The sequence below is a fragment of the Streptomyces sp. NPDC088812 genome (genome assembly GCF_044750285.1).
GTDB lineage: Bacteria > Actinomycetota > Actinomycetes > Streptomycetales > Streptomycetaceae > Streptomyces.
Genome location: NZ_JBIVJP010000019.1, coordinates 132,586 through 156,398, shown reverse-complemented (window position 1 = coordinate 156,398; position 23,813 = coordinate 132,586). Strand labels below are relative to the sequence as shown.

Sequence of the window (23,813 nt, the reverse complement as noted above, 5' to 3'; positions counted from 1 at the left end):
GTGCAGGGGCCGAAGTTCAACCCGCCCTACGGTGGCGCCATCAGCCAGGTCACCGATCCCGCCGAGCATCACGGCTACCTGCACATGGTCGCCTGGGCCGTAGAGATCGGGTCCCACGCCCAGTACATCAAGGATCGGTGCGCGAAGGCGAAGGCCGCAGGCGCCCCGCTGGACACCCTGTACGAGCGTTCGGGTCCCTGCGGGGTCGGTACCGGAGAGTGGGTGCGGTTCAGCGACATCAACACCACCGGCCACGACGCGGCCCGCGGGTTCGTACGCATCGAGCAGTACGTGCGGGAGCTGGTGCGCTACCAGCACGCCGTTGCTCAGTACCGTAAGTGGCGCAGGACGGCGCCGCCGCTCAAGACGTTCACCGTCACGATCACGGCTCCGATCACCACGACCGTCCGTGCGCTGGACGAGGAGGACGCGCGCCGGACGGCGATGGCCGGCTGGGCGCCGAGCCCGGACGGCACCGCAACGGCCCGCCTGGCCGGACCGCCCGGATCGTGGGTCGCGAAGTTCAACGGCACCCCGAGCGTCAAGGAGGTCCGGCGATGAACCCGATCGAGCTGCGCGCGCTGATCCACAAGGACCTGAACGCGCAGGCCGGCACGCAGTGCAGAGACATCCTGACCGTCGAACCGATCCCGACGGTGCCTGGCGAGCCCGTGCTCCTGCGGGTGCAGGCGCCGGACCCGATGGGCGCGATCCGCACCGACCTGATCGAGATCAGCGAGGAGCGCTGACGCCGCCTGCTTCCGTCGTTCCCGGCCGGTGTGGAGGGGGGACTTCGGCGCCTACGGTGCCGGGCTCGCCCGGGTGCTGGCTGTCGCCGGTGTCACCGTTGGGGACATGGACCGTCCGGACCGGACCGCATGAACGCCGCTGGGCTCAGAAGGGCCACGGCGGGTCAGTCCCCCTTGGCCGAGGTGAAGTCGTCGACGAAACCGCCCTCGCCGGCCGGCTCGTCTGTCCGCTCGCGGGTGCTCATGACGTACGCGCCGGCCTCGCCGACCTGTTCATCACCTGCCCGCTCGACGGCGCCCCGCAGCCGCTCGTACGTCGCGGCGTCGAGGGTGCCCTCGGCACGCAGCACGTCGAGCACGCCGAGGGCGTTGTCTTCCAAGGTGCGGCCGGCGTCGTCAGACGCTTTGAGAACCTTCGCGATCCCTTCGAGGCCGATGTCGCCGTCGGCGTTTATGGCGGTCAGCTCGCCGAGCACGCGCCCCGCGTCGTTGGGCACGAGGTACGGCCGGTAGCCGAAGGGGCGCCGTACGCGCGTCTCGCGGTCGTCCTGGTGGCTGGTCTGCTCGGTCACGGTCTCTCTCCGGTGTTCATCGGCGCGGGCCGTTCTGCGAGCGAAAGCCTGCCAGAAACCCCACGGTTGTTCGGGATGTGCCGTGGCGCCCTGCGGGACCCGCCCGGCGGGGTGCCGAGCGGGTGCTGCAGGGGCGGCCGGTCAGTCTTCCCAGTGCATCTCAGGTACTGCGGGCAGCCCGGCGTCGTACCGGCCGTACTTGGGTTGGTGTACGCGGGGGTCGGCGCCGACCTACTTGCCGATCGTTGCGGCGTGCGGCGGCGTGACGGTGGGGTGCAGGCGGGCGATGACGTCGCGGATCGCCTCGGGCCCGATGCCGTTCTCACCGGACTTGAGCACGATCTCGAAGACGATCTGCTTGCGCGGGTCGCCGCCTGTCTCGCGCAGGTCTTCGACCTCGACGGGCGGCGTGTGACCGAGCCCGCTCGCCTCGAAGATGCCGCGCACCTCGGCGTCGAGGTCGGGGTCGCTGCCTCGGGTAGTGGCGTCGTCGATCTGCTCGTGACACCGGCGCATCGCGACGTCGGCGTCGGCGGAGGGCGCTGCGGACCGCCCGCCGCCACCAGGTCCTGGACGCCGAGATCGGCCCGCTGGTCAAGCAGGCGGCCCCACGCTGCTGGAGCTGTTCGGCGTCGGCCCAGAGACATCCGGCCAGCGGCTGGCCTCGGCCGGGGACAACCCCGAACACATGCGGTCCGAGGGGGTGTTCACGCACCTCGCCGGGGTCGCGCCGATCCCGGCTTCCTCCGGCCGCACCCACCGTCACCGCCTCAACCGCGACGGTACCAGGCTGTCCAAGAAGGACATCATGCGCTGCCCCATGCGACTCGTCGCCCGCGAGGTCTACCGCGCCCTGACCAGCACACCGGCCACACACATCACTCAAAACGACCTCGCTCCAGCTGCTTGACAGCTGTATGAGCGTCCCGAGAACGGAAAATCCGATGAGCGCCAAGCTGTACGACGGGCTGCGGCTGACCGCGCACGCGCCCGACCTCTTCGAACTCACCCGTATGATCTCCCAGCGCATGCGCGAGGTCTTCCGCGAGTTGGCTGTACCCATCATCGCCAGGAACGTCGCCCGCGTCGTCGACAACGCCGAGGTACGCGAACGCGACATGGGCGGCCCCCTGCACAACTACCTCGTCTACCGGGCCCGGAATCTCTGGCTCGACGAGCAGGCCGGACTCGATGACCGCATCACGTTCCACGATCCGCTGCGCTTCAGCATCGTCTTCGGCCAGGTCGACGACGAGTGGGGCACACACCGGCTGGCGTACCCCTTCGCCGGGAACCGCGCGTACACCGACGCGCTCCTGGCCCTCGAAGCCGATGGCCACCCGATCTTCGTCGACTACCACTACCAGAACCAGGCTGATCGGCCGGCGGAGGTCTCGGACGACGAGTGGAAGCATCGGCGCGACGACTGGAACTCTCTGCTCGACGCTGAAGACCCTGAGACCGATGGCACCTTCGAACACCTGCCCGGATGGCAGCTCTCGGAGAGCATCGAGGGCGTCTTCGACACGGTGCTGCTCGGATACAAGGACACCGTCATCGATCTGAACGCGCACCGCACCATCGAGCAGCGCATGCGCCAGGCACTGAACAGGGCAGTGACCCTCGACCTGGACCTCGATCCGGTCGACGGCATCAACAGAGTGTTGACCCGCAACCAGTGCATCGAGCGTGCGATCTCGCAGTACCTCGACACCGCCGAGGGCAAGGACATGCCGCGGCCCGCGCCACTGCCGCGTGCTCGGGAACTCGACATCATGATCAGCGAGTTGCCGCCGGTCTACGAGCCTCCGGCCGAAGCCGTTGCCCGGATCTGCGAGCTCTATCGCGAGCAGGCGCTGACTGGTGACTGATCTGGATCGACGCAGTCGATCCGGAAGTAGATCTGCAGAGGCCTCTGCACCCCCTCGCCACGGGCGCGATCGCTTCATGGGTTCGAATCCCACCGCTGTGCCGGAGCCCATGAGGTCGGTTGTCTTCCTGCTGCTACGAGCTCAACGCCGGCGCCGCCGCAGTCGCTCACCCCATCGGACAGAGCACCTTCTGAACCAGGAGCACGTCATGTTCCCCATCATCCGCACCCGCACCAACCGGCAGCTCAACACCGCGATCCAGGAGCTGCACGACCGTGCGGAGTCCGAGCGCCGCCGGCGCCTGACGGCCGAGCAGCGCCTCGAGCGGGCCCTGGCGCTGCTGGAGGGTCAGGACACCGACCTGGCCGCCCGGCTGAGCGCCGTACTCCAGGGGGACCAGCCGTGACCGCGAACCACCACCAGCCTGCCGCCCCCGCCTTACCGCTTGTGCTTCAGGCCCACGGAGCATGCGAAAGCGGAGGCATCAGCTGATCGCGCCCGTGAGCGTCCCCAATCCACATCACGAGAAGAGCGAGACCACCATGGCTGAGTCCACGACCACCGTGAAGCACGACGTCACCGTCGACTTCGGCTGCATCGAGCTGACCGGAGCGCTCGTGCACGACAACGAGAACCGTGTGCTGGAACTCGAAAACGCCGAGGGCCCCGCCGAGCCCATCTCGATCAGCCTGCAGGGCTACGGCCTTACGCCCGAGCCCGGGAACGTCTTCATCAAGGACTGGTCCGAGCACTCGGGCTTGACGGCTCGCCTGGCGCAGGCAGGTCTGGTGACGCCCGTGCACGCACTCACCGTCGGACCCTTCGGTTCGACGGCCTACGAAGTGCAGGTGACGCTGTAAGTCTCGGGATCCCCATCGCCGTCGGACTGGTCCTGCTGATGTTCTGGTTCACCCTGGCAGTCGTCCACCGAGGCAAGATCGTCGATCCCGAACACTCCTACCGGCTCGCCTGCAAGGTCGACGACACCGCACGAGCGGACCAACTGAAGGCCGAGTTGCGGGACATCCGGACATCACGCCGGAGGTCTGGTCGGGGGAGTGGCCGGTAACCCAGCGAAGAACACGAGTCTGATCGGCAAAGCCGATTCGGGACTCGGAATGACAAGCATTCGATCAGCATAGCTGATTCGGAAGAGGCACTGAAAGAGAACATCATCTGATCAGCGAAGCTGATCCGGATGGTGGCATGACAGACAACTGAACATCTCAGCTCAATCCACCCACTGCGCGCGGACGACGACGTCGATCCGGGCGCTGTGCTGTATTCAAGGAGAATCCATCATGTCGAACCCGAACAGCACCGCTTCCGTCATCGGCCGCCTGGCGAACGACCCGAAGGTCTTCAAGAACAAGGACGGCTCCAAGAAGGTCATGCTCACCGTCTTCGTTGACCGCAGCTACACCGACGCCCAGGGCAACCGCATCTCCGACGCCCTTCCGTTCGAGGCATTCGTCCGCGCCCAGACCCCGGGCACCGGCCCCTTCGCGCACGTGCACAAGGGCGACCTGGTCTCCCTCAGCTACGAGCCCCGCATGAACCGCTACACCAAGAACGGTGTGGAGGTCTTCGAGGTCAAGCTCGAGATCCAGAACATCTCCTTCCTGGAGTCCCGCGCGACCACCCAGGCCCGCCTGGCCGAGCGCGTTACCAAGGCCGAGGCCCAGAACCAGAACCTGCAGGCCCAGGCTGCTCCCGTCGCCGCTGCTGCCCCGGCCGTCGCGCACGCCAGCGCCGTGGACGAGCAGCTGCCGTTCGGCTGAGCCAAGCCTGACACCACCTGGTGGTGGAGTCTTCGCCGTCCCGATGAAGGAGCAATTCGTGAGCAAGCAGTCCCGCGTCCGCATCAACCTCGGCAGCAAGATCAAGACCGCTGGCACTCCCACGTCCCGCGTCCGCATCAACCTCGGCGAGACCTCGAAGGCGGCGGAGAAGCCGGCCTCCCGGGTTCGTATCAACCTGGGTGGCAAGAAGAGCTGAACACCCAGAATGGAAATACCGAGAACCGAATACAGCGATCCCTGGTGATGGAGCCGGCCCCGCTCCGTCACCAGGGATCTTCGTCTTCGCTGAGCCTCATGTCACCACGAAGGGGATCAGGGCAGCTGATCCGGATCCGGCAATGAACAACATCCTTGGCACTGTCAGTCGTGAGCACCGTCGCCATCCTGCAGGAGACCCTGTGTCAACCCTGCCGTTCGACTTCACGGCCAACACGCCGCTCGACAGCGAAGAAGACCGCCTGGTCGACCAAGAGCTGTGCAAGGGCTACCTGAGCCGCTGGGCCGGCGCATTCGGCTCTGGCCGCCAGTGGCGCAGCCCGTCACCTTCGAGGAATTCCGGGCAGCCGCATGGCGGTTGGCCCAGTAGGCCCGCCACAGACTTCTGCACGGAGCGGTTCGAATCCGCAGTGCGCCGACTGATCCTCGGCGTGCGCCAGTGGGCACACCGTGCAGACCGACCGCGGAACAGGTTCGATTCCTGAGCGCTGTAGCTGATCCCTGCGGCGCGTCCCTGGAGATCTCCGCGGCTCCGGCTTCCCCAGCACCCCGGTGCGTGCTCTGCCTTCGGGCAGCAGCTGCGCCGGGGTGCTGTGTTTTTCTCCCTCGTGGCTCGCTTTGCTCGTCCCGTGAAGGCGGTGAGCACAAGGGATCAGCGGAGCTGATCCGGATCTGGCGTTGAAGAACATCCTCGTCACGTCAGGAGCCGAGCCATGAACTGCCCGAACTGCGCCATCGACATGGAGTCGAACGCCCACGGCGTCCGTGCCAGCAAGAAGGCCGAGAAGGTCACGCACACGTGCTCCGAGTGCGGCTACAGCGAGACGCGCTGACCAGCGGCTTCTTCGCCCCTTCCCCTCTCTTCCACTGTGATCTCGAAGGAGACCACGCCGATGAATGCGCTTCAGACCATGCCCGGCTTGCCCATCATTCTCATCGTCATCGCTGCCGCCCTCGCGACGATGGGACTCGCCTTCCTCCTGCCGGACCTGATCGGACGGAAGCCGAAGGCCAAGAACCACGGCAGCCTGACCGACCACCGCCGGGCGCCTGCACGAAGTGCTGGCGCCTGGCCCCAGGAGGAACCGATGACCACCGACACCGACCCCACCACCGATCAGGACCAGGACCTCAACGACGCCCTGTGGGACGGCCGGGGGGTCGTGATCACGCCTGACGGCCCCGTGGCCGGGGGCGACGACTGGTAATGACCCGCCCGACCACCGACCACCCGCCGGGGCCGCTACCGTGCGGCCCCAGTTTCCTCAGCCGCACCGGCTTCATCGAGACCGAAGAGCAGGAGCGGACCCGGCTGGCCCAGGCCCCCGAAGGCTCGCTGAACCACTACCTGTCCACCCTGCCCGTGACCATCGAAGAGTGGCCCAAGGACCTGCTCGTCGAGCTGCCCTGGGAGCCGCCGCGCACGGACCAGTCCTACCGCGTCGTCGTGGTGCCGATCGAGTTCCGGAAGGACGCTCTGCCCGACGGCGTCGAGGAAGAGCCCGTGCCGCGCAAGCGCCACTCCGGCTCCTGGACCTGCGCCGTCGTGTACTCCGACCACCCGAGCTACCCGGTCGGCGGCTACCGCATCATCGTCCCGGCCGCCGAGCTGGCCCGCGGCCGGAAGATCGACCTCGCCGAGCCCGCAGCATGAGCACGACCCTCGACCACCCCGGCACCAACACGGACACCGACGCCCTCTTCGACTCGATCGTCGAGAACGAGGAGCGGGTGAAGGACGACGGCGCTGGTGACCACAACCGCCTGAGCCACTACGTCAGCAAGGAGGACATCGTCCGCTCCTCCACGACGAGCGAGCCCGTCTTCGCCCTCTGCGGCAAGAAGCGGGCCCCGTCGAAGAACCCGGAAAAGTACCCGGTCCGCCCGGAGTACAGGGAGATCTGGGAGAGCCTCAAGGAGGCGTAGCACCATGACCGTCAGCGAAGAGCAGAAGGTCGCCGCCGTCCACCGGCTGAGCGTGATGTCCGAGCGGCACCCCGAGCTGAAGCGCCGCGTGGCGGACGCCCGGCTCGAGCTCGCTGCCGCCATTCTCACCATGGACGCCGTGGAGGAACGCATCCAGGCCGGGGAGAAGATCCACTCCCTCCAGGAGCAGGCAGCCGTCGAATTGGCGAAGAACGCCCATGCCCAGGCTCTGGCGGACCTCCTGCGGGGCGAGTACTGAGCCGCACGCGCTCGTCCCCGCAACCACCACCGAACCACCCATAGGAGGCTCCGTCATGCCCGATGCGCCCGAATACACGCCCCGCAGCATCTACACGCTGGAACCGCACGCTGATCTTGTGACCGCCGAGAACGGATACATTCCGATCGAGGCCATCGTCGAGCGCGTCTACGGCAAGCCGTACAGCTCGCTGCGCGGATGCCAGCGGGACGACGAGCACATCGGCAATGACAGCGTGAAGCTCTACGAACTCACCTCCGATGGGGACTACCTGCAGGCACTCGGCGACCTCGACGGCGCCGAGATCTGCCTCGGCTGGGACTCCCGCACCGGCGAGAGCGCCTTCAAGACCGGCATGACGGAGCTGGACTACTGGCTGAGCATCCGCGTCGCCGACGAGAACACACCAGCCACCGTCGGGGCGAACCCGCCGGCGACGCAAGACCTTGAGAAGGCCGTGTTCGAGGGCCGGTTCTTCGCCGATCGCGCCTTCTCGCCGTCGCTGAGGCTGGTCCTCGCCGACCTCATCCGCCGCGGCGTGCTGCCGCGCGGCGACTACCTGTTCCGGCACTGGTGGTGACCAGAGCGAGATGACAGCTGAAGCGGTGGCCGAGTCCCAGACATCCGTCTTCGACGTCGCCGAGTACATCCTGCAGAAGCGCGCCGCGGCCGAGCCCGACCGGCCGGCGATGACCGCGAGGAAGCTCCAGAAGCTCGTCTACTACTGCCAGGCCTGGCACCTCGCCTGGGAGGGCAGAGCCCTCTTCCCGGAAGCCATCCAGGCTGGGCCTCCGGGCCCGTCTGCCCTGCGCTCTACGAGCTGCACCAGGGCCACTTCGAGATCGAGGCCGGCTTCTTCGCCAAGCGGCTGCGCATGCGCAGCGACCTCGGAACCGCCTGAGCACCAGCAGAAAGAGAGAGACCACCACCATGTACAACAGCCCCTTACGCAGGCGCTCGCTCCTTCGCGGCTGGGCGATCGCGATCGCGGCCATCGCCGCCCTGGTCGCAAGCCTGGTCATCTGGGGCAACCAGATGAGAAGCCAGGAAGCCCAGGACCGCGCCGCCATGGCCAACACGAAGATCGTCTACGTCGCGGACCCCGTGCAGAAGCTCGTCAAGCGCACCGACGGCAGCTACTACAGGGCCACGACCGCCTCGGAGCGTTCGTCCGACATCAGCTACGACTACACGACCATCGAAGACCACAACGTCGTCGTGCCCAGAAGCGTGTCGGTAGAGGAGCGCAGAGCTCAGCCGTCGTTCCTGTGGCACCGCTCGACGTTCATCAACGACATCACGGTCCGAGTCATCGATCCACACGAAGCAGACCAGACGCCGCGCGTCGAGCGGCTGCGCTGCACGGTCGAGCCCGTCGATGCGTCGAAGCCGAGCTACACCGGCGACCCGCGCGACAGGAGTCGGCTGAAGATCGGGCCCGACCAGGAAGGCACGGACGCAGGAAGCCTGAGTGGTCTCTTCTCGAACGGCGGCCAGCAGCTGTGCCAGGACCGGATCACGATCCTCGTGCCGGACGGCGGCATTCAGCCGTAGCCGACTGGGGCTCACCTCTGGGCGTCGGCAGGTGAATTCCGCGGAGCCCCCGTCGACTGAGCATGATGCTCGCCGGGCGGGGGTCTCTCTTTTTCTGCCTGATCAGCGGAGCTGATCCGGTCTGGTCTTCAGGGCATGAGGACCCGTGCACGACGGCAACGCCCCCGAGGCTCCGGCCCCGGCGGAGTACCGCAACGGCGCGGGCGGCACCCTCGGGCAGACGGAGGCCGCGCCGTGCGAGGCGGAGGCCACTCAGAAGCAGGAGACGGTCGAGACCGCGCGCACGGAGGCCACGGCGGAGGCTGCGGCCGGTCGGGCCGACCGGCCCCAGAGGCACGGCCCCCGCGTGCCCCTCAGTGGCGGGTGAGCCCCGAGCGCCGTATGGCGATCAGCGCCGGTCTGGTCCCCGCCCCTCCGCACGGACCAGGACCCACCGCTCCTCTGATCCACCCGCGCCGCCCGGTAGGCCGGTTGCCCGGTCGAGCCGGGCCGCATGCACTCAGCCCCACCCACACCCCATCGATATGAGAGGTACACCATGACTTCCTGGCCCCACGACCTGAGCAAGACCGCCCCCGCCGCCGCCGAGCGCACCGGCGCGATCCTCACGGCCGCGCTGACGGCGCACGGTGTCACCTTCCGCGTGGTCAAGCCCTGGCGTTCCCTGCCCGGCGCCTCCCTGGTGACCACCGCTGCGGGCCAGCCGGGCGTGTGGATCGACGCGCACTCCTACACCGACCGCCGCGCCGTGTCCGGCTATGACGTGCCGCTGGCCGGACTGTTCGGCATCAGTGCTGTGATCACCGACGATTTCAACACTCGTCACGTGCACGGCGACTTCACCGAGGCGCCCGCCGACATCACCGACCCGGCGGCCGCCGCCGACGCCATGGCATCGGCCGTCGCCGCCCACCTGGCGGCCTATCCGTCCCTGACCGGCGCGCAGTGGGTCACCATCGCATCCCACCCGGCCAGCCGCACCGAATACCGGGAAGTCGCCACCGCACACGGCACGTGGGCGCACGCATCCTCCCCCACCGGCTACACCACCGGCCCCAGCCTGGACACCGCAAGCGTCTGGGGCGCCTACCAGCGGCGCGTGGCCGACCTCACCGCCGAGACCCGCTGACCCCGCGACCGGCTGGCCCACTGGCGGCCGGTCGCCTCCCACACACCCATCACATCAGACAAGGACCCCAGAGAAGATCATGAGCACCGAACGCATCCGGCCCAAGTACCGCAAAGACCGCAACGGCTACGTCTTCAGCCACCAGTACACCGACGCCGACGGAAAATCCGTCAGACGCTCGGTCCGCATCTCCCGGATCACCCCCACCCGGTGGCAGTCGTTCGACTACTACAGCGACAAGCAGATCGAGGGCACCATCACCACCGGCCGCGACACGTCCGCCTTCGCCGCGATGGACGCCATCGACCGCGAAACCGCGAACGAGCAGCAGGCAACGGCCGGGGAGGGCTCCGGCACGAGCGACACCGCGCTAGCCGCTCCGGACGTCACCGGGCCGCCCCCACTCGCGTCGTCCTCCCAGGCCGCGCCGGCCGTGGTCGCCGACGTCGAGGTGCGGCCGGTCCCGGCACCACAGGCGAACGTCCTGCCCCACCTGCGCCCTACCGACCAGGGCGCCCAGGACGAGGCGTGGCGCCGGAGCGACGCGGTTGAGGGGGTGGTGGTCGGCCGGTTCGCGAACGGCACGAAAGGCAGCCTGCCCAAGGACTCCGAACACGAGGACGTGAAGGCCGCGCTCCAGGTGCTCGCGGGCACCGAGAAGCACCACATGCGGCTGAAGGTGGCACTCCTGCGGGACGAGTACGACGCAGACGACCCCTCCACGTTCGACGTGGACGAGGCCCGCGGCGCCTGGGTAGTGCCCGGCGAGATGCCGGGCATGGTGAAGATCTACATCCTCCTCGCTGGTCAGTACATCCGCTACGCGCACCGCTACCCGCACGCGACGAAGAGCGCCGCCCAGGTCCAGGAGGACACATGGACGGTCGAGAAGAAGATCTACGCCGACCGCTTCCGCGAAGTCGGCTGGCACGTGGAGGACGGCCACAAGACCGGCCTGGGCGTGATCGTCTGGAAGCCCGGCACTCGTCCCGCGCTCCCGGCCGCCCACGCCGCACAGGCAACTGCCGGCAGCGACGGAGAGGCGGCAGACACGGAGCTGCCCGAGCCGCCTACGCCCCCGGCCCAGACACGCCCCGGAGCGTCACTGAAGGAACACGCCTACTCGGGGCACATGATGCTCTTCGAAGCGGCCGTACGGCTGGAGGACTTCCGCCGCCACCGGGACCGGCAGCACCTCGCCCCAGCCGCGCACCTCACCCGCCATGCCGCCGCCACATTCAAGGCTCGCGTCGGCGACGGCAGCGAACTCACGTGGGATCTCGTCACCCGCTACCTCGTCGAGATCCGCTCGCGCTTCTACGCCGTCGACCGTGACATCTCGTTCGATCCGAACCCGCCCGCCGGGGACATGTTCGCCCGCGACCCCGCAACCAGCCTGCCCGACCTGTGCCCCGAAGGCCACATGGCGGTCATGAACGCCGCCCGGCACCTCGACTTCGCCGCCCGAAGGGACGACGGCTCGGCAGCCGACTGGGCGGACCGTCAGGCATGGCTTGCCGCCGACCACTTCCGCGACACACTCGCCAACGGAAACCGGGCAACGTGGGTGATGATCTGTCGCTACGCAGCCGAGCTGCACGCCGCGACCTTGCGCGCCCGCCGCGAACACCGCACCGGCGCCAGCTCCTGAACTCTTCTGGTGGTACCGGCTCGGCTCCACCTGGGACCTGATCCCCGCATATCGCACCGCGCGCGGCCTGACCGGCCAGGGCGCCTGACACCCCAACCCCCTTACGGCGCACTGCACCTGGGCGGGGCGTCCACGGCCACGGAACCCGAACCAACCCGAGGAGAACCCCGCATGTCCACGTTCACCGCACGCCCCAGCCTCACCAAGACGCGCCCCGCGTACGACAGCCACACCGGCGCCATGCTCCGTGACGCGCTCGAAGCGCTCGGGATCGTGCACCACGTGGACCAGCCGTGGCGTGGGCTGCCCACGGAGTACCTGGTGTGCAGCGTGCCGGGGCGTGCACGGGTGTGGATCCACTGTGTGGCCGACCCGTCCGCCCGCACCCCGGAGGGCCGCCGGTTCGCCGATCACTACGACCTGCCCACGGTCGCACTGTGGGCCGTGGCCGCCTCGGTCACCGACGACGAGTCAACCCGGTTCGTGTTCAACGGGTTTGGTGACGAGCACAAGCCCACGGCGAGCGCGGGCATGCAGGCCGGGCAGTGCGCTGCCGCCGTGGCCGACCACTTCCGGCTGACGCTGCCGGAGCCGACGTACGCCTGTCTGCACTGCGCGCGCGTTATCGAGTGGATCGAGGCCGACGGGCAGGGCGCTTGGTACGACTCGTCCAACTGGATCGGGTGCGTGGACGGCGAGAGCCTGCACGCCCCGGAGCCGCTGTGCGGCTGGTGCGAGGACTACGGGCTTATCGAGATCTTCGACGACTCCACCGACGCCCTGAAGGGGCACACCACGTGCGACAACGCGCCGTGTGTCGCCCGGCGCATCATGCGCAGCGATCAGGCCGAGCGCGAGCGCCAGGCAGCGCAGGCGCAGGCCGCCGCGCACGAGTGCACCGGCCCCCTGTGCTGTCCCCCGTTCTAACCCTCATGGCGCCCCCGACCCTGCGACGAGTGCGGGCGGGTCGGCCGGTTCGAGACCGGCCGGGGGCACTCAGCACGAACCCGACCACGGCAGCAACCCGAGAGGAACCCCCAGCATGACCACGCAGGCCCGCAGCATCGTCCGGGAGATCGGCACCCGCTCGTACCGTCGGTACACCCCGACCAACGGCCGTGCGCCGGAGGGAACCGAGTACGGCGTAGACGGCTGGCTGTTCGACCTGCCCGGCGAGACTCTCAACGGCCGCCGGTTCCCGCAGCGCACCTATGCGGCGTACCAGGTGACCAAGAACGCGGAGTTGGTTTGGATGGTGCGCGAAGTCGGTGGCGAGCGGCGGCAGGTCGGCAGCCACAGCACCACCCGTAAGGGCGCGCTCGCGCTGGCGGTCGGCGCGGTTGCCCACGAGCGGGAGAAGACGGCCGCAACCGTGACATCCGCGCCGGCAACTCGTGACCAGGGCACCCGTGCACACGGCGCCGCACGGCGTATGGCCGCCGAGGGCGGCGAGCGCACCCAGGTGGCGGCCACCATGGACGAGCGGCTAGAGCGGATGCGTGCGGGCCAACTCGCCGCCCTGCCGACCGTAGCGGAAGTCCGGATGGCGTACCCGCTCGCTGGCGGGGGCGCCACGCTGCGGCTGATGACCGCCGAGGGCAGCACGGCGGAGCGCCACATGATCCCGCTCACGGAGCGCGGCCCAGCCGGTCGGGAGAACGACCCAGCCGGGATCTACCTGGATGCCATCACCGACGGCGCGAACACGGAGGGGCTGAAGATCGCCGCCGGGTGGCACCTGATGCGGCTTGGCTTCAACTACGCGCGCGGCACGGCCTGGGCGCCGTACACCGGCAGCGCGAGCAGCGAGGCGCAATGGAAGGAGTGGGCGCCGATGCTGCCCGACGGGCACCGGTGGCCGCACACGGTGCGCGTCGCCATCGTGCCGACCGCCGAGCACCTCGCCTACATAGACCGCGCGTACGGTCCCGCGCCGGAACTGCCGGACCTTCCCGCCGGTGTGAGCGCGCCCCCGTCCGGCCCGCGTTCCTGGCAGATCAGCTACGCCAACCGCCGGTTCTGGCAGCTCTCCTACTGGCCCCGTATGGGCGGCGACGTGTGGACCCTGTACGCCGACCCGGCCCGTACCAAGTCCCTCGCCAGGGCCGCGAGCCCCGGCGAACTCCTCGCCACCATCCCCGACCGTGACGCCGAAGCACAGTCCCGCGCGGCGGCCCGCAAGGGCTTTTGAGACAAGGGCTACTGAGACGGGATCCGACACGATGACGGTAACGATCACGCGGCGCGCGGCCGGTTGGTCCGGCGCCACAAGGCCAGCATGCGGCGCGCGGTCAGCGCCGCATGCTTCACCCAGTACAGCGGGGGCCGGGGCCGGGGCCGGATCACCGGCGCGCACGGGCGCCCTGCCCGGCGCCCGTGCGCGCCGACGAACGTGGCCCACGCATTCCGTTCGGCTCAACAGCGCTCGGCTCCGCCGCCAGCAGACCGACGAGGCCGCCCGTGTGCCACGCCCGGCATTCCTGGGCCTCCCGATCCTACGAGTGGCCGGAATCAACCCACCTACACAGTAAGGACACCGATGGTCACCGTCGAATTCACCCCGAAAGACATCCCCACCTTGCGCCGCGCCGCGAAGTTCCTGCGCCGTACGGAACTGAACCTGCCGGCCACGGCCGACTCCAAGACCCACGACGCCATCCTCATCTCCGCTCTGCGGCTGGACGACCAGGCCGACGAGCTGGGCGGGCAGGCCCCGGATCCGACCGTGCGGGAGACCCGGCGCCCGATCTTCAACCAGCTCGTTGCCCCGGAGGTCGGCGGGCCCGTCTTCCACGAGGAGGCGAAGGCGCTCCTCGACGCCCACGAGGACGCGATCCGGGCAGCCGCCGCGGTGGGGATGCTGCGCCTCCAGGGCGCGATGCTCGCCCTGCACCCGAAGACCGCGAACCCCCGGCACGGTTGCTGCGCCGCCCCGAAGCTGTGCAGTGGACACCCGCCGGAGTGTCGGAGCAGCGAGCACACGATCGGCGGCCGCGACCCGTGGCCGTGCCAGTCGTTGCGCGCCGTCGGAATCACCAGCGACGCCGACGCCGAGGCGGTACGCCAGGCCCTGCGTGCTCTGGAGCGCCAAGCCGACCCGGACGGCTACCCGAGCCGGAAGAAGACGAACCGCGGCCGCACCGTGCACGCCACCCGGCAGCTCGATGACGGCATCGGCGACGCCGGCGCGTGCGGCATGTATTTCCCGCAGGACACGGTGAGCAGCCTCGAGGCCCCCGGCACCGAAGTGTCGTGCCAGGCCTGCGTGAAGGCGCTCGCCCGCAAGGAAGCCGAGGCCGCGGCCGCCGCTGAGGACGCCCACCGCTGCACCCTGCCGCCGAACCGGTTCCTGCCCTGCGGCTGCTGCCCGCACCAGGTCTGCGAGGACTGTGAGCGCTGCGCCCACACGTGCGAGTGCGGCACCGGCGGAACCCCCGCCCAGCCCGCCGGGGCCGCCGGTGAGTTGTGCCCCAACGGCCAGCCCCGCCCGGAGTGCTCCGAGAGCGACCCATGCGAGCCCTGCTGGCAGGACCAGCAGGAGGAGGGCGACGCGATCGAGGCCAGCATGGGCCTGCGCTGAACCCCGCCCCCCGGTGCAGGCCGACCCGAACGGCCGGCCGCCCGCCGCTTCCTTGAACTCCGCAGAACCCCCGCCTGCTGAGCATCACGCTCGCTGTGCGGGGGTCTCTCTTTGTCTGATCAGCGGAGCTGATCCGGTCTGGTCTTCGAAAGATCACGTCCAGCGCCAGGAGTACAGCCATGAGCCAGCCCCTCGAACCCACTGATCCCCGACAGACGGAGCACATGCGCGGCGACTGCGTTCCGGACCTGGGGCCCGCGCACTGCCACCTGTGCTCCGAGATGACGGGGCGAGACGAGGGCTACCCGGGACCGCACTGCCCGACGCGCGCTTCCGTCGAGGCCGCCAAGGTCGCCTTCGAGGTGGCAGCGGGCTACGAGCACGCTGCGCCGGTGGTCCTGCACGCCGGCGAGTTCGCTGATGTTCATGGCGCAGTGAGCGCCGCGTTGCACGCACGCGCGGCGCAGATGCCGGAGCTGCCGCGGCACACGGTGCCCATTGCGGCGAGCTACAGCATCCGCGGCGCGCACGCGGAGCTCGACGGCGTGACGTTCCCGTCTGCGGCCGGACTCACCACTGCCGTGCTCACCATCCGCACGGCCTACCCGATCGACCGGCTGACGCTGATCCCCGTGATCAGCCAGATCTCCCATGAAGTCGAGAGCGCAGCCGAGGAGCAGGACGACGCCTACGTCGCCGAGAAGATCTACATCATCGAGGAAGGACCCAGCGCATGAACGCCACCACCAGCACCGCGGGTTCGACGTGGCGCGACCGCGCCGGCAAGACGATCGGACGGGTGCTCCTCACCCTCATGATCGCGACGAACGTGATCGTCCTCGCGCCGGCTGCGGTCTTCTGCGTCATGACCGGCCAGTACACGCCGATCATCGTCAGCATCGCCTTCAGCGGCGTGTGCTGGTGGATCCTCCTGCGTACCCTTCGGGCTCTTGCCGAGAAGCGCCGCGCGAGGAAGGCGCTCATGAGCGCGACCCAGAACTGAAACCGCAGTCCGGATCCTATCCGAAAGAAGCACAGCGCCATGAGCACCAGCACCATCAGCACAAATGATCTTGCGAACCTTCAGGTCGGCGACAAGGTCGTCGTCAAGAGCAGCCTCGACGAGAACACCGGGGAGACCATCTGCACGACCACCGTCCTCGACCGACGCGACGTCCCCGCCATCCCCGGCTGGGGAGGTCGGGAGGAAAAGACCTTGGTCCGACTGGGTAGTGGCTTATGGTACGACCTGGCCACCGGGCTTCAGGGCGACTTGGGGGCCACGCGCATCGAACGGTGTGCCTGACGAACAGCACAGCCAAGACCCCCGCAGGGACCGTCGGCGGGGGTCGTCCTTTTTAGCACGCTCAGCCCCGGCTTCTCACTCCGAGTCATTCGGGCTGTGCAATCCCTGTCGAAAGACCTTTCGAATGACATGGCCTTTCACCAACAGGTGGTCCCGAATGCCCTGCCAGGGGGGCGAGTTGGGGGAGAGGGAATCGGATGAGACGCGGGCAGTGCGCTGCAAAGCAGCGCCGGGGGTCTCATTGCCGAATCCATCACGTCTTCCCGGGGGAGACCACCATGCCCGAGCGCACCGAGCACGCCCTGCTCTACATCAAGTATGTCGACGACGCCCTTGCCGAGCAGGGTGTCGCCGCAGTCGAAGGCGCGATCTCCGGCATCAGCCTGAGGATCCTGGCGCGGGTTCTACCTGACGGCCGGACGTCCGTCGCCGTCTCGCTCTACAGGCGCGTGCACCGCATGCGCGCCTCGGGCAAGGCATTCCACTACTGGACCTCCGAGAAGCTCACGTCGATGGCCCGCACGAAGAAGGACCTCGTCGTCCTGCGCGAGATCGACCGCCGCACCGGCCAATCCACCACCCGCCATGTCTTCTCCGAGACCATGGTCGAGTCCTGGATCCACGGGCTGTCCGGGACACTGCTGAGCTGGATGCGCAGCAACCCGCAGGCCCGCCGACTCGAAGGACCGGAGCCTGAGGGAGTCGACAACGCCGTGGACCAGGCGATCGCCGCGATCCGCGAACACATCGGCGGGCTGCCGAACTGGAACGACCGCTTCCCATTGCTCAAGGACGACCGGCAGGATCGTCCGGCCTCCGCCTACCTGCCCTATCTCGATGCCCACGACCATGCGCAGGTCGCGAAGAACCTCTTCGGCGTGCGCGCCTACCGTCGGCCGCTGGCCCGCGAGGTGGAGCGTCTGGACATCAGCACCCTGAGCTGGTTCGCCATGTTCCGCGGGCTGGTGCCTGTGGACTGGCTCATCGACGCAATGCGCACCACGGAAACAGCCAGCGGCCGCAGCCTGATGCGCGAGCTGTCGCTCACATCCCTGCAGCGGCGAGGCATCCGCTCGATCCTGCGCCGGACTCCGCAGCCGGTGCTGCGACGGATCCTCAAAGAGCCCGTCCACCAGGCGCGGCGCACGCTGGCCGATGCAGCCGACTGCACGGCTCACCGTTTGGCCGTCACCCGTGACCTCGACCTCCTTCCGGAGATCATCGCCGCCCGCGGGCAGCGCCGGGTCCGCGGCTCCCGTGACCTCGAGCACCTGGTCCGGGACCTGCCCGCAATCGAGCGCTGGCACGACCCCCGGGGCCGTGCGGCCCAGCGCGTCATACAGGAGGAGATCTACGCCCTTCGCGAGATGGAGCACTACAACCGCGAGATCCGGCTGCTTCCCGAGGGTACGGCCCAGGCCGCTGACTGGGACCTCTGGAAGGACGAGGCGTTCCGCGTGCAGGCGTTGGGTCTGATCGAGGACCGTCGGCGCGAGCTGATGGCTGCCCACGATCGTGAGCGCTACGAACGCGAGGAGGCCCGCCGCCTCGAGCGGATCGCGAAGCAGGCCCAGCGCCACCAATGGGCACTGCAGACGGCCGCACTGCTGGATGGTCGGGAAGCAGCCCCCGGTCTGAGCCTCGTCGTCGCCCGAGATGCCGAGACGCTCTCCCGCTGGGGTGCGATGCTCAACAACTGCATCGGCGGGTACGCCGGCGAGCTGGAGCTGGATGTGTTCGCCGCGGTCTGCGAAGCGGACGGCCGCGTGCGTCTGAACCTGCAGATCACGCAGTCGCATGGCGTAGAGCAGATCCTCGGGAAGAACAACCGCGACGCCGTGCGCGAGCTCGGCGAAGCGGCCCAGCAGGTCGTCGACGGGCTGGTCGCCATGGAAGTCAGCTTCCACTCGGATGCTCTGGGCATGGACGGGCTGCGACTGCCCCAGAGGACCTGCTGACACGAATCTCTACGAGGACCTCGACTTGATGTTCCGGTACGGCCAGCACCAGGTCGGGGTTCTTCTCTTGCTAACCGGCAGCCTTCGCCCCAACCTGCTCCACTGCAGCCGCAGAGAGAGGGTGCTGCAGCCATTCCTGCCTCCGGCATCACTGGAGAACTCACCGGTAGCCGTTCGGGCCGCTGCGACGCCCCGCGTCTGTCGTCGAGTATGTGCCCAACCTCCGTGGCCCCAGCTTCCGCAGAGCCGTGGTGCGCACTCTTCCCTCGGGCATCGCTTTTGGCTCTGCGCTGCTGGTTCCGTAAAGGGAGCGAAAGACAGGATCAGCGGAGCTGATCCGGGACTGGCGATGGAGACATCGTGGTCACGTCTGGGAACTGCCGTGCTCACCTGCTCCAACGATGGCGAAGCGATGGAGTCGAACGCCTCGGGCATCTACTCCCGCAAGATTCTCACGCACCTGCCATGAGTGCGGCTGCAGTGAGACTCACTAAGCGGCGGCTCCTGCCCTTCCACTGTGATCATGAGGAAAGCACGTGCATCACTGATGCCCTCGCCAAGGCTTTCGTCGTCGACCATCACGCCCTCTCTCAGGGCTGAACCACAAGCTTCCCGCCCCGGCCTGGGGCGGGCAGGCGGGCTTTTGGCCCGCAGCGCCAACGGATGCGGGCAAACGGCTCGCATCGTTGTTAATCGACAAGAGGAGAAGGATATGGAGCAGTCCAAGTCCGGTATCGCGGCCGCCAACACCTCGGCGTCCGTGGAGGGGACCGAGGAGATCACCAGCACCGTGGTGGTCGCTGTCGACGTGGAGGACGAGGAGTAGTCCTCTCCTGTACGTCCGCGTCCTGACCTGGGCGCCCCTGCCCCGGGCCCGCAGCCCGGGGCAGGGGCGCCCCTTGCGCTTCACCGGAGGGTGCAGTGATTCACGTGTACGTCGGGCCGACGCTGCCGGCGTCCGAGCCCGTACTCGCCGTGCCGGGCCTGCGGGTGCTTCCGCCGGCACGGCACGGCGACCTGTTCGACACCGCGATCGGCAGCGGCGACACGCTAGTGCTCATCGACGGGGTGTACCACCAGGCGCCGGCGCTGCGGCACAAGGAGATCCTTGCCTCGATGGGGCGAGGTGTCCGGGTGATTGGGGCGGCGAGCATCGGCGCGCTACGGGCCGTCGAACTGGCGCCGTACGGGATGCTCGGCGTTGGCAGCATCTACTCCGCCTACGCCTCGGGAGAGATCGACGGTGACGATGAGGTCGCGGTCGGGCAGGCCCCGGACGGGGAGTTCGGCGCGCTCACCTGGCCGCTCGTCAACCTGCGGCATGTCCTGCAGCTGGCCGTCCTGGCCGGGGTGATGAACGCCGAGCGGGCCGCCCGCTTGCTGGCGGCGTTGCGCGCGGTCTACTACCCGCAGCGAACCTGGGCCGCCGTACGGGCCGTGTGCCGCAGCCAGGGCGAGACGGAGTTCGTCGGGTGGCTTACCGAGCAGCGCAAGCGGGACCGGTACTTCGGTGACCTTAAGCGCGCCGACGCGATCGCCGCCGTACGTGCTGCGCTCGACGGTGCCGCGGCGACAAGCGACTCTCCCGCCTCACCCCAGTGGTGGGAGACGGCCTACTTCCTCCGCTGGTCCAACGCCGCCGTGAGGGAACGGGTGGACGGCTTGGAGCTGTTCACCGAGGATCGCGTCGTCTACCAGCAGGTGTTCGACCCCGCGTTCCGCGAGAGGTGGGCGGCCTACCTCGAACACCTCTCATTGCACCCGTCCGACGGCGGGCCGGGAATGGCGCTGGCAGAGCGGCTGGTCCGGGCGTGCGGCGGAGACCTGCCAGCCGACCGCGCCTTCCGCCCGGCACTCGACCTGCGCGACGAGCGGACGGTGGCGCTGCTGCTTGCCGGTGAGACGGCGCACGACCGGCAGGCAGTTGACCGGTACGCCGATGCCTTTGCCCGGGCCTGCCGCAGCCGGCCGGGCTTCTCGACGGCGGCAGTCCGCGACGAGGTGACCCGCAGCTTCTTACTGCGGGTGTGGCGGTGTCCTGAGCGGGAGTTCGACAACGAGGCGTCCGCGCGGGGGTTGGCCTGCGGGGCGCGTGCGGTTCAGGCGAGCAAGCGGCTTGTACCTGGGTTTCTGGAAGAGATCGAGAGGACAGAGGTGACCCGTGTCGGGTGAACTGGTGGAGCTGCCGGGCACGGTGCGAGCCCGCACGCCCGAGGAAACATGGGGGAAGTTGGCCGGGCGCCTTGGGGAGTTCGGCATCACCCGGGTCGCGGACCTGACCGGCCTGGACTGCGTCGGGCTTCCAGTGTGGACGGCGATTCGGCCCGCGTCGCGGACCTTGTCCACGTCGCAGGGCAAAGGCGCCACCGCGCTGCTGGCGAAGCTGTCGGCGGTGATGGAGGCAATCGAGCTGTGGCACGTTGAGCAGCCGCTGTGCGTTGCCGCGATGGGCCCGGCCGCTACGGTCGCCCCCGACTGCCCCGTGATCGCGCTTCCGGCGACCGCCCCGTACCCCGAGCAAGCCCTAGCCCGGATGGTGTGCGAGTGGGTGGCTGGCACCGGACTGGTGAGCGGGGCGAAGGCACTGCTGCCGGTCGACCTGGTCCGCCGTCGCAGCCAGCGTCCCCCGTGGACCCCGGATGTGTGGCGCGCGACAAGCACCGGCCTCGCGTGCGGCAACACCCGCGACGAAGCGACGGTGCACGCCCTGTTCGAGGTGGTGGAGCGCGACGTGCTGTACGGGGACGCGCAGACGGGCGGCCGACGGCGCACGCTCATCGACCCCCGCACGGTCGACGACCCGCTCGGTCGAGAGGTGATCGCCCAGCTTGCGGCTGCGGGTATGAACCTGGAGACCGCGCTGGTGGACGGCCCGTACGGGCTGCCGGTGTGCGTCGCCTACCTGTGGTCGGAGGACTACCCGGTCCACTTCGCAGGCGGCGGCTGTCACAGCCACCCGGGCATCGCCCTCACGCGAGCGGTGACCGAGGCCGCCCAATCCCGCCTCGCCGCCATCGCTGGAACCCGCGACGACCTCCCCACCGACGTCGGCAGCTTCGACACCTCACCCTTCCGTCCCGCCCGGACCGCGAAGCTCACGCCCTGGCCGGAGGCGGCAGCCCGCTTCCCCCCGGCCGCCGGCGGTTTTGCTGACCAGGTCCAGGACATCGCCCGCCGCGTCCAGAACATCACCACCCACGAGCCGGTAGCACTGGACCTGTCCGCCCCCGACTGCCCCGTCCACGCCGTGCAGGTCGTCTGCCCCGGCACCCGCTCACGGATCAGAAGGTCAATGCCCCGATGAACACCACATCCACCACGCCCCCGACCCCGGTGCCGCCCGCGCACGGGCGCTCGGCTCAGTACGACGCCTTCCACGCCGCCCGAGCCCGCACCAACCTGGTCGCCAGCCTGTACGCCCAGGCGATGGGCGAGGACTACCCGGCCGAGGTCGCCGCCTCCAGCTCCTGCGACTGGCCCCTGCTCGGGCTGCTGACCGCGCGGCTGCGACTGCGTCCCGGCCAGCTCCTCGTGGACGCCGGATGCGGCGCCGGCGGCATCGGCCTGTGGCTGGCCCGCGCCCTCGCCGTCCGCCTGGCCGGGTTCGACCTCTCACCCGTCGCCGCCGCCCAGGCTACCGCCCACCGCGCCCACTTCCTCGGCCCCGCCGCCGACCGCGCCGTCTTCCACGTCGGGGAGCTGGAGAACACCGGCCTGCCCGACGGAGCCGCCCACGGCATCGTGTGCGTGGACGCCCTGGGCGGTGCGGCCGACCGCGCGGCGGCGCTGCGCGAGCTCGGCCGCGTCCTGACCCCCGGCGGCCGGCTGGTCGTCACCCGCGCACTCCGCCGCGGCGCGGAACCGGCGTGGCACGAGCAGGTCGCCGCCGCCGGCCTGGCACAGGAGCACCTGGACGAGCGGCCCGGCGAGCCCGCGATGTGGGAGCGGCTCTACCAGCTGTGGATCGCCCACGCCGACCAGATGCGGCGCGAGCTGGGCGAGGCACCCGCCGAGAACATGCTCAGCGAGGCACACCGGATGCTCCCCAGACTCCGCGGCAGGCGAGCTGTCCTGCTGACCCTGCGGCGCCTGGCGGACGCCCCTGCCGCAGCGGGGTCGGCCGATAGGATGGCCGCGCCCGACTGCCATCCCGGCGACAGGCCCGCGTCCAGCAAGGAGACCCCGCAGTGAACCAGCACCACGCCCGTACGGCGGTGTTCTCGGCTGGTTCCTGGGGCACCGCCATGGGCAAGATCATGGCCGACGCGGGCACCAGCGTGATCATGCACGCCCGCCGCGGCGAGATCGCCGACGCGATCAACACCACGCACCGCAACCCCGGGTACTTCCCGGACGTCGAGCTGCCCCACACGCTGACGGCGACCACCGATCCGGCTGCCGCGCTGGACGGCGCGGACTTCCTCGTGCTGTCCATCCCCGCACAGTCCCTGCGCGCGAGCCTCGCCACCTGGACCCCGTACATCGGCCCCAACACCGTGATCGTGTCGCTGATGAAGGGCATCGAGATCGGCAGCGGGCTGCGGGCGAGCCAGATCATCACCGAGGTGACCGGCTTGCCCACCGAGCGGGTCGCCGTGCTGTCCGGCCCCAACCTCGCGCGCGAGATCATGGAAGGCCAGCCCGCCGCCGCCACCATCGCCTGCCCCGACGAGGCCGCCGCCCACCGCGTCCAGCGCGCGTGCCACACCCCGTACTTCCGGCCCTACACCTCCGCCGACGTGGTCGGCTGCGAGCTCGGCGGCGCGGTGAAGAACGTCATCGCCCTCGCGGTCGGCATCGCATCCGGCATGGGCATGGGCCACAACTCCCAGGCCATGCTCATCACCCGGGGACTTGCGGAGACCACCCGGCTGGCCACCGCGATGGGCGCCCACCCGGCCACCCTCGCCGGGCTCGCCGGCCTGGGCGACCTGGTCGCCACCTGCTCCTCCCCGCTCTCCCGCAACCGCACCTTCGGCACCCACCTCGGCCACGGCCTGACCGTCGCGGAGGCCACCGCCGCGACCCGCCAGACCACCGAGGGCGTCAAGAGCGCCGAGGCGATCCTCGCCCTGGCCGGCGCCCACGACGTCGAGATGCCGATCACCGAAGTCGTCTCCGACCTGCTGCACGAGAAGGTCACCCTCGACCAGGCCGCGGCCGCGCTGATGCAGCGGCCCCCCAAGCCCGAGCGCTGACCCCTGCGGGCGCCCCGGCCACGGGGCCCGCCGCCCGTCACC

General features: G+C 69.4%; 31 protein-coding genes. 29 read left to right on the top strand and 2 right to left on the bottom strand.

The annotated features are described in order from the left end of the window. Together ACIP67_RS30050 and ACIP67_RS30045 are read left to right on the top strand one after the other, a co-directional pair. Entirely contained in the window at positions 1-561 is a 561-nt protein-coding gene (locus ACIP67_RS30050; RefSeq protein ID WP_399978092.1) for a hypothetical protein, read from the top strand. Further along, positions 558-749, top strand: coding sequence for a hypothetical protein (locus tag ACIP67_RS30045; RefSeq protein WP_399978090.1), 192 nt, complete (start codon positions 558-560; stop codon positions 747-749). Before ACIP67_RS30050 ends, ACIP67_RS30045 begins: the two co-directional genes overlap by 4 nt. Positions 750-913: 164 nt before the next feature. On the opposite strand, the gene ACIP67_RS30040 is transcribed toward ACIP67_RS30045, so the two are convergent. Beyond that, positions 914-1,321, bottom strand: a complete 408-nt coding sequence (locus ACIP67_RS30040; RefSeq protein WP_399978087.1) for a hypothetical protein — start codon at positions 1,319-1,321, stop codon at positions 914-916. Between the two features lie 231 nt (positions 1,322-1,552). Then, a complete protein-coding gene (locus ACIP67_RS30035) occupies positions 1,553-1,837 on the bottom strand; it encodes a hypothetical protein (protein WP_399978080.1) in 285 nt (94 codons plus the stop codon). Here ACIP67_RS30035 and ACIP67_RS30030 point away from each other — a divergent pair. The 27 genes from ACIP67_RS30030 to ACIP67_RS29900 all read left to right on the top strand — a co-directional run bounded on the left by ACIP67_RS30030 (position 1,836) and on the right by ACIP67_RS29900 (position 23,771). Beyond that, entirely contained in the window at positions 1,836-2,231 is a 396-nt protein-coding gene (locus ACIP67_RS30030) for a transposase (RefSeq protein ID WP_401696092.1), read from the top strand. The two genes, ACIP67_RS30035 and ACIP67_RS30030, sit on opposite strands and share 2 nt — an antisense overlap. A 34-nt stretch (positions 2,232-2,265) precedes the next feature. Then, a complete protein-coding gene (locus tag ACIP67_RS30025; protein WP_401696020.1) occupies positions 2,266-3,192 on the top strand; it encodes a hypothetical protein in 927 nt (308 codons plus the stop codon). A 208-nt stretch (positions 3,193-3,400) separates the two neighbouring features. Further along, a complete protein-coding gene (locus tag ACIP67_RS30020; RefSeq protein ID WP_401696019.1) occupies positions 3,401-3,598 on the top strand; it encodes a hypothetical protein in 198 nt (65 codons plus the stop codon). A gap of 136 nt (positions 3,599-3,734) precedes the next feature. Then, the gene (locus tag ACIP67_RS30015) at positions 3,735-4,052 is read left to right on the top strand and encodes a hypothetical protein (RefSeq protein WP_399978073.1); all 318 of its coding nucleotides are present in this window, start codon (positions 3,735-3,737) and stop codon (positions 4,050-4,052) included. A gap of 441 nt (positions 4,053-4,493) precedes the next feature. Further along, the gene (locus ACIP67_RS30010) at positions 4,494-4,973 is read left to right on the top strand and encodes a single-stranded DNA-binding protein (protein WP_401696018.1); all 480 of its coding nucleotides are present in this window, start codon (positions 4,494-4,496) and stop codon (positions 4,971-4,973) included. A 58-nt stretch (positions 4,974-5,031) separates the two neighbouring features. Continuing rightward, the gene (locus ACIP67_RS30005; protein ID WP_401696017.1) at positions 5,032-5,190 is read left to right on the top strand and encodes a hypothetical protein; all 159 of its coding nucleotides are present in this window, start codon (positions 5,032-5,034) and stop codon (positions 5,188-5,190) included. A gap of 202 nt (positions 5,191-5,392) precedes the next feature. Beyond that, the gene (locus tag ACIP67_RS30000; protein WP_401696016.1) at positions 5,393-5,695 is read left to right on the top strand and encodes a hypothetical protein; all 303 of its coding nucleotides are present in this window, start codon (positions 5,393-5,395) and stop codon (positions 5,693-5,695) included. Between the two features lie 435 nt (positions 5,696-6,130). Further along, positions 6,131-6,418 carry a hypothetical protein gene (locus tag ACIP67_RS29995; protein WP_401696015.1) on the top strand — a complete coding sequence of 96 codons (288 nt, stop codon included), beginning with the start codon at positions 6,131-6,133 and terminating at the stop codon, positions 6,416-6,418. Next, positions 6,418-6,864, top strand: a complete 447-nt coding sequence (locus ACIP67_RS29990; RefSeq protein WP_401696014.1) for a hypothetical protein — start codon at positions 6,418-6,420, stop codon at positions 6,862-6,864. The genes ACIP67_RS29995 and ACIP67_RS29990 overlap by 1 nt, the downstream gene beginning before the upstream one ends. Continuing rightward, the gene (locus tag ACIP67_RS29985; RefSeq protein ID WP_401696013.1) at positions 6,861-7,136 is read left to right on the top strand and encodes a DUF3039 domain-containing protein; all 276 of its coding nucleotides are present in this window, start codon (positions 6,861-6,863) and stop codon (positions 7,134-7,136) included. The genes ACIP67_RS29990 and ACIP67_RS29985 overlap by 4 nt, the downstream gene beginning before the upstream one ends. A 4-nt stretch (positions 7,137-7,140) precedes the next feature. Then, positions 7,141-7,395: a hypothetical protein gene (locus tag ACIP67_RS29980; protein ID WP_399978059.1), complete on the top strand. Its 255-nt coding sequence runs from the start codon at positions 7,141-7,143 to the stop codon at positions 7,393-7,395. 55 nt (positions 7,396-7,450) lie between these two features. Next, the gene (locus ACIP67_RS29975; protein ID WP_399978056.1) at positions 7,451-7,975 is read left to right on the top strand and encodes a hypothetical protein; all 525 of its coding nucleotides are present in this window, start codon (positions 7,451-7,453) and stop codon (positions 7,973-7,975) included. Between the two features lie 350 nt (positions 7,976-8,325). Continuing rightward, complete coding sequence (locus ACIP67_RS29970; RefSeq protein ID WP_401696012.1) at positions 8,326-8,949, top strand: hypothetical protein; 624 nt, start codon at positions 8,326-8,328, stop codon at positions 8,947-8,949. A gap of 145 nt (positions 8,950-9,094) precedes the next feature. Further along, positions 9,095-9,316, top strand: a complete 222-nt coding sequence (locus tag ACIP67_RS29965) for a hypothetical protein (RefSeq protein ID WP_401696011.1) — start codon at positions 9,095-9,097, stop codon at positions 9,314-9,316. A gap of 171 nt (positions 9,317-9,487) precedes the next feature. Continuing rightward, the gene (locus tag ACIP67_RS29960; RefSeq protein ID WP_401696010.1) at positions 9,488-10,078 is read left to right on the top strand and encodes a hypothetical protein; all 591 of its coding nucleotides are present in this window, start codon (positions 9,488-9,490) and stop codon (positions 10,076-10,078) included. Between the two features lie 79 nt (positions 10,079-10,157). Further along, entirely contained in the window at positions 10,158-11,729 is a 1,572-nt protein-coding gene (locus tag ACIP67_RS29955; RefSeq protein ID WP_401696009.1) for a hypothetical protein, read from the top strand. Between the two features lie 171 nt (positions 11,730-11,900). Next, the gene (locus tag ACIP67_RS29950; protein ID WP_401696008.1) at positions 11,901-12,656 is read left to right on the top strand and encodes a hypothetical protein; all 756 of its coding nucleotides are present in this window, start codon (positions 11,901-11,903) and stop codon (positions 12,654-12,656) included. Positions 12,657-12,771: 115 nt separating this feature from the next. Continuing rightward, on the top strand, positions 12,772-13,920 hold the full coding sequence (locus ACIP67_RS29945; RefSeq protein ID WP_401696007.1) for a hypothetical protein: 1,149 nt from the start codon (positions 12,772-12,774) through the stop codon (positions 13,918-13,920). Positions 13,921-14,268: 348 nt separating this feature from the next. Next, a complete protein-coding gene (locus ACIP67_RS29940; protein WP_401696006.1) occupies positions 14,269-15,309 on the top strand; it encodes a hypothetical protein in 1,041 nt (346 codons plus the stop codon). A gap of 179 nt (positions 15,310-15,488) precedes the next feature. Continuing rightward, complete coding sequence (locus ACIP67_RS29935) at positions 15,489-16,046, top strand: hypothetical protein (protein WP_401696005.1); 558 nt, start codon at positions 15,489-15,491, stop codon at positions 16,044-16,046. Then, a complete protein-coding gene (locus ACIP67_RS29930) occupies positions 16,043-16,312 on the top strand; it encodes a hypothetical protein (RefSeq protein WP_401696004.1) in 270 nt (89 codons plus the stop codon). The genes ACIP67_RS29935 and ACIP67_RS29930 overlap by 4 nt, the downstream gene beginning before the upstream one ends. A 39-nt stretch (positions 16,313-16,351) precedes the next feature. Beyond that, a complete protein-coding gene (locus ACIP67_RS29925; RefSeq protein ID WP_401696003.1) occupies positions 16,352-16,615 on the top strand; it encodes a hypothetical protein in 264 nt (87 codons plus the stop codon). A 278-nt stretch (positions 16,616-16,893) separates the two neighbouring features. Then, complete coding sequence (locus tag ACIP67_RS29920; protein ID WP_401696002.1) at positions 16,894-18,573, top strand: PcfJ domain-containing protein; 1,680 nt, start codon at positions 16,894-16,896, stop codon at positions 18,571-18,573. 921 nt (positions 18,574-19,494) lie between these two features. Then, on the top strand, positions 19,495-20,745 hold the full coding sequence (locus ACIP67_RS29915; RefSeq protein ID WP_401696001.1) for a TfuA-like protein: 1,251 nt from the start codon (positions 19,495-19,497) through the stop codon (positions 20,743-20,745). Between the two features lie 4 nt (positions 20,746-20,749). Further along, complete coding sequence (locus ACIP67_RS29910) at positions 20,750-21,877, top strand: YcaO-like family protein (protein ID WP_401696091.1); 1,128 nt, start codon at positions 20,750-20,752, stop codon at positions 21,875-21,877. Then, positions 21,874-22,764: a class I SAM-dependent methyltransferase gene (locus tag ACIP67_RS29905; protein ID WP_401696000.1), complete on the top strand. Its 891-nt coding sequence runs from the start codon at positions 21,874-21,876 to the stop codon at positions 22,762-22,764. The genes ACIP67_RS29910 and ACIP67_RS29905 overlap by 4 nt, the downstream gene beginning before the upstream one ends. Then, positions 22,761-23,771: an NAD(P)H-dependent glycerol-3-phosphate dehydrogenase gene (locus tag ACIP67_RS29900; protein WP_401695999.1), complete on the top strand. Its 1,011-nt coding sequence runs from the start codon at positions 22,761-22,763 to the stop codon at positions 23,769-23,771. The genes ACIP67_RS29905 and ACIP67_RS29900 overlap by 4 nt, the downstream gene beginning before the upstream one ends. Positions 23,772-23,813: the final 42 nt, after the last annotated feature.